The sequence below is a fragment of the uncultured Roseibium sp. genome (assembly GCF_947499295.1).
Classification (GTDB): domain Bacteria; phylum Pseudomonadota; class Alphaproteobacteria; order Rhizobiales; family Stappiaceae; genus Roseibium.
In genome coordinates, this window is record NZ_CANMNP010000169.1 from 1 (window position 1) to 253 (window position 253).

Annotated in this window: 1 pseudogene; it reads right to left on the minus strand. The window is 57.3% G+C overall.

Annotated features, from left to right (window positions below):
• Nucleotides 1-185, minus strand: a pseudogene (locus tag Q0835_RS30265) (IS5/IS1182 family transposase); the annotation flags it as partial.
• Nucleotides 186-253 lie beyond the last annotated feature (68 nt).

The following is a 253-nucleotide window of genomic DNA, read 5'->3' on the forward strand; positions in this document are numbered from 1 at the left end:
TATGTCCCCGGCCGGCCCCGCTTGCCGGTGCGCGCAACGACCCAGTCATGCGCCACACTCTCATCAACACAGGCCGTAACATCCCCACGCCGGCGCAGACTTTCATTATACTCGGGCCAGTTCGTCACACGATGCTTGGACTTAGCAAACTTGTGGCGGCGAGAGGCGTGGTGTTTGAACGGCATTCACGAAACTTCTGAAGCGAGACAGCGAAGCTCAGGTAGGGCACAAATTGGATTTTTGCAACAACGCC